This is a genomic window from uncultured Stenotrophomonas sp. (assembly GCF_963519925.1).
GTDB lineage: Bacteria > Pseudomonadota > Gammaproteobacteria > Xanthomonadales > Xanthomonadaceae > Stenotrophomonas > Stenotrophomonas maltophilia_AE.
This window is the reverse complement of the sequence record NZ_CAUQPH010000221.1, coordinates 1-3,658: the sequence shown is the minus strand read 5'-3', so window position 1 is coordinate 3,658 and position 3,658 is coordinate 1. Positions and strand designations below refer to the sequence as shown.

The 3,658-nt window shown below is 66.1% G+C and carries 4 protein-coding genes; all 4 read right to left on the bottom strand.

Features of this window, described 5'->3' with window-relative positions:
- On the bottom strand, nucleotides 1-615 hold a 615-nt coding region (locus tag RWO33_RS19680), incomplete at its 3' end, for a translation initiation factor IF-2 associated domain-containing protein (protein ID WP_314107095.1).
- A 95-nt stretch (nucleotides 616-710) separates the two neighbouring features.
- The gene (gene nusA, locus RWO33_RS19675) at nucleotides 711-2,222 is read right to left on the bottom strand and encodes a transcription termination factor NusA (RefSeq protein ID WP_145479935.1); all 1,512 of its coding nucleotides are present in this window, start codon (nucleotides 2,220-2,222) and stop codon (nucleotides 711-713) included.
- A 7-nt stretch (nucleotides 2,223-2,229) separates the two neighbouring features.
- A complete protein-coding gene (rimP, locus tag RWO33_RS19670) occupies nucleotides 2,230-2,820 on the bottom strand; it encodes a ribosome maturation factor RimP (RefSeq protein ID WP_314107094.1) in 591 nt (196 codons plus the stop codon).
- 308 nt (nucleotides 2,821-3,128) lie between these two features.
- A partial coding sequence (locus RWO33_RS19665) for a hypothetical protein (RefSeq protein ID WP_314107092.1) occupies nucleotides 3,129-3,658 on the bottom strand: 530 nt, incomplete at its 5' end.

Genomic DNA, 3,658 nt, shown 5'->3' with positions numbered 1-3,658 from the left:
GGACGGACGCGCGGCGGCGCGGGCCGGTGCTTCGCTGGCAGCCGGACGTGCCGCAGCCACCGGTTCCGGCGGCGCGTTCTTCGCGGCTTCGGCAGCGGCTTCAGCCGCCTTGCGCTCGGCTTCGGCGCGTTCCTTGGCGTCGATCTCTTCCTGGCGCTTGCGTGCGATTTCCTCGTCACGCGCACGGTCCTTCTCGGCCAGTGCGCGCTGCTCGTCCAGGTTGCGCTGGCGGGATTCCTCCAGCTTGCGCAGGATGTCGGCGCGCTCCTCATCCGGCGTCATCGCCTTGCCACTGGCGTCCTTGGTGTAGGTGCGCTTCTGGCGCACTTCAACATTGACGGTGGTCTTGCTGCGGCCGGCGCTGACGGTCACTTCCTGCAACTTGCGACGGTTGAGGGTGATCTTCTTTGCAGCTTCGTCGGCGCTTTCGACGGGCTGCTCGGTCTTGCCGTGCGAACGACGAAGGAAGCCCAGGAGCTTCACCTTCTCGGTGCTGGTCACGACCTGGTCGGGACCGCTGAACTTCATGCCGGCCTCGGCAAGCTGTTCAAGCAGTTTTTCGACCGGGGTATTGACCAGTTCGGCAAGCTTGCGGATGGTGGTTTGCTGCGACATTCGGATCCTATGATCTGGTTGGCGCTCCTCCGAAACGGGCGAAGGCAGCGCGGAGTCTAAGCCCTGATCGGGTCAGGGCACTGTTCATCGCTGGCTCATTCGCCGCGCTCCAGGCGGGCGATCTCCTCGGCTCGGGCGGCAAGGATCAGGGCGGCGGCGCGCTCCTGGTCCATGTCCTCGATACCGAACTCGAGGATCTCATCGGCGGCCAGGTCCGACAGGTCCTCACTCGTACGCACGCCATGGCCGGCCAGGGCGTAGGCGGTCGCCTCGTCCATGCCTTCTAGGGCGAGCAGGTCTTCGGACGGCGAACCATCTTCCAGACCCTCTTCCACCGCAAGCGCTTCGTTGAGCAGCGCGTCGCGGGCACGGGCACGCAGCTCTTCGACGATGTCTTCGTCGAAGCCTTCCACGGCCAGCAGTTCGCCGACCGGGACGTAGGCGATTTCTTCCACGGTGTTGAAGCCTTCGGTCACCAGGATGGCGGCGATTTCTTCATCCACTTCCAGCTTGTCCATGAACAGCTGGCGGGCAACGCCCTGCTCTGCCTCGGACTTGGCGGTCACCTGGTCCTGGGTCATCACATTCAGCTGCCAACCGGTCAGGCGGCTGGCCAGGCGCACGTTCTGGCCGCCCTTGCCGATCGCCTGGGCCAGGCGCTCTTCGGCCACGGCCAGGTCCATCGAGTGCTTGTCTTCATCGACGATGATCGACTGCACTTCCGCCGGCGCCATCGCATTGATGACGAAGTTGGCGGGGTTGTCGTTCCACAGCACGATGTCCACGCGCTCGCCATTGAGCTCGTTGGACACGGCCTGCACGCGCGAACCGCGCATGCCGATGCAGGCGCCGATCGGATCGGTGCGCGCGTCGTGGGCGAGCACGGCGATCTTGGCGCGGTCGCCCGGGTCGCGTGCGCAGGCCTTGATTTCGACCAGGCCCTGGCCCACTTCCGGCACTTCCAGCTTGAACAGCTCGATCATGAATTCCGGCGCGGCGCGGCTGATGAACAGCTGCGGGCCGCGCGGTTCCGAACGCACTTCGGCCAGGTAACCGCGCACGCGGTCGCCGGCGCGCAGCACGTCGCGCGGGATGCCCTTGTCCTTCGGAATGAAGGCTTCGGCGTTGCCGCCCAGGTCCACGTAGATGTTGCCGCGCTCGGCGCGCTTGACCACGCCGGTGACCAGCTCGCCCACGCGGTCCTTCCACGCATCGACCACCTGCTGGCGTTCGGCCTCGCGCACGCGCTGGACGATCACCTGCTTGGCGGCCTGCGCCGCGATGCGGCCGAAGTCCGGGTTTTCGATCTGTTCTTCGATGTAGTCGCCCACTTCCACGCCGTCGGCTTCGTCGATGGCGTCCATCAGGCGCACCTGGCGATCCGGCGATTCCATGACCACGTCATCGGCCACCACTTCCCAGCGGCGGAAGGTTTCGTAGGTGCCGTCCTTGTGGTCGATCGACACACGGGCCAGCACTTCCTCATCGGGGTAGCGCTTCTTCGCGGCCGAGGCCAGGGCAGCCTCGATGGCCTCGAAGATCACTTCACGCGGAACGCCCTTTTCATTGGCGACCGCGTCCACTACCAGCAAAAGTTCCTTGCTCATTGTTGGCTCACTCCGCGCGCGGCTTCTTGGCCGCCGGCTCGTTGGATGGTTTCTTGTTCGCCTTGCCACCCTGCTTGGGTGCCGGGCCAGTCGGTTTGGTCGGAGCCAGGCCAAGGGCGGCCCAGTCCGGCATGATGCGTGCCTTCTCGATATTCTCGACGTCGGCGGTGAACGGTGAATTGTCGACCTTGAAAGTGACCGTGTTCTGTTCGGCATCGACGCCGAGGATTTCGCCCTGCAGGCGACGACGGCCGTCCTGCGGCAGCTTCAGGGTGACCTTGGCGGATTCGCCGACGGCACGTTCGAAGTGCTCGAAGGTGAACAGCGGGCGGTCCACGCCCGGCGAGGACACTTCCAGGGTGTAATTGGCGGTGATCGGGTCTTCCACGTCCAGCTGGGCCGACACTTCGCGGCTCACGCGCTCGCAGTCGTCGATGTTGACGACGCGCGCGGGCTGCTCGGCCAGCGGCACGTCGATGTACAGGCGCAGGGTTGCGCCGCCCGGGGCGGTCAGGTACTCCACACCCAGCAGCTCGAGACCCAGCGACTGAACGGTGGGGGCGAGCAGATTCGCGATTTCAGTTGCCTTGTCGCTCACAGTCTGCCTTGATTCATTGAAAGAGGTGCTGCCCCGGCTTGCGCCCTGGGGCCCGGAAACAACAAAGGGCCCGCTGGGCCCCTAGTCCGGAACGACTCCGGTCATGCTGGATGGCCAGCCTTCCGGGGGGTCACGACTACCTGGTGGGAAGTCGCACGGCCCGGAAGCCGGTCGCGGGACGGTCCGCATTCCGGGGAATGGGTCCTGTCAGGTAGTCCGCTAAGCCGTGGATGATAGCCGTTGCACCGCGCTGGTGCAACGGCTACGGGCCTCCCGGACCGTGTCGGAGCGGGCAGGACTGTTCAGGATCACCCGCCGAAGAGGGACTTGTAGCTCGGCGGAGCCGTTGCACTCGCATAGCTCGGCGGCCGATCCCTCCAGTTGCTCCATGCACTCCTGAAGCTGCGGATCTGGCGTTGGATCCAGTTGGGCTGGCTGGGCACCATGGCCTCCATCACTGACAGATGCCCCTCCACGTCCACCAGCCTGCGTGCGCCGTCGCCGCTCGGGAGGTGCCCGGTGGTGTAGGCAGGGGACGGATACTGCTTGAGGGGTGGGGCCCTCCAGTTCCGCATGGCTGAAATGTCCGCGAGCTCGTCGATGACCGCGTTGCCCGCTGCGGCGTCGCTGCCATCGGGATGGACCCCCATCTGCCGCTGGAACGCAGGACGGCCACCCGCCGGCCGCGCGGTGGAGGTCGAGACCGGGTACGTCGTAAAGGTTCGCGACGATTTGCTCATATAGGGTGCCTTGGCCGCGTACCAGGAGGCCGCCGAGGGCGGCGGCGAAGGCGCGGCCGCCTGCGCTGCGGACGAAATGGCCGCCTTCGGCCCCCGCC

Excerpts from the sequence above, each read along its gene's own strand:
- nusA (WP_145479935.1), bottom strand. The coding sequence starts at position 2,222 with ATGAGCAAGGAACTTTTGCTGGTAGTGGACGCGGTCGCCAATGAAAAG.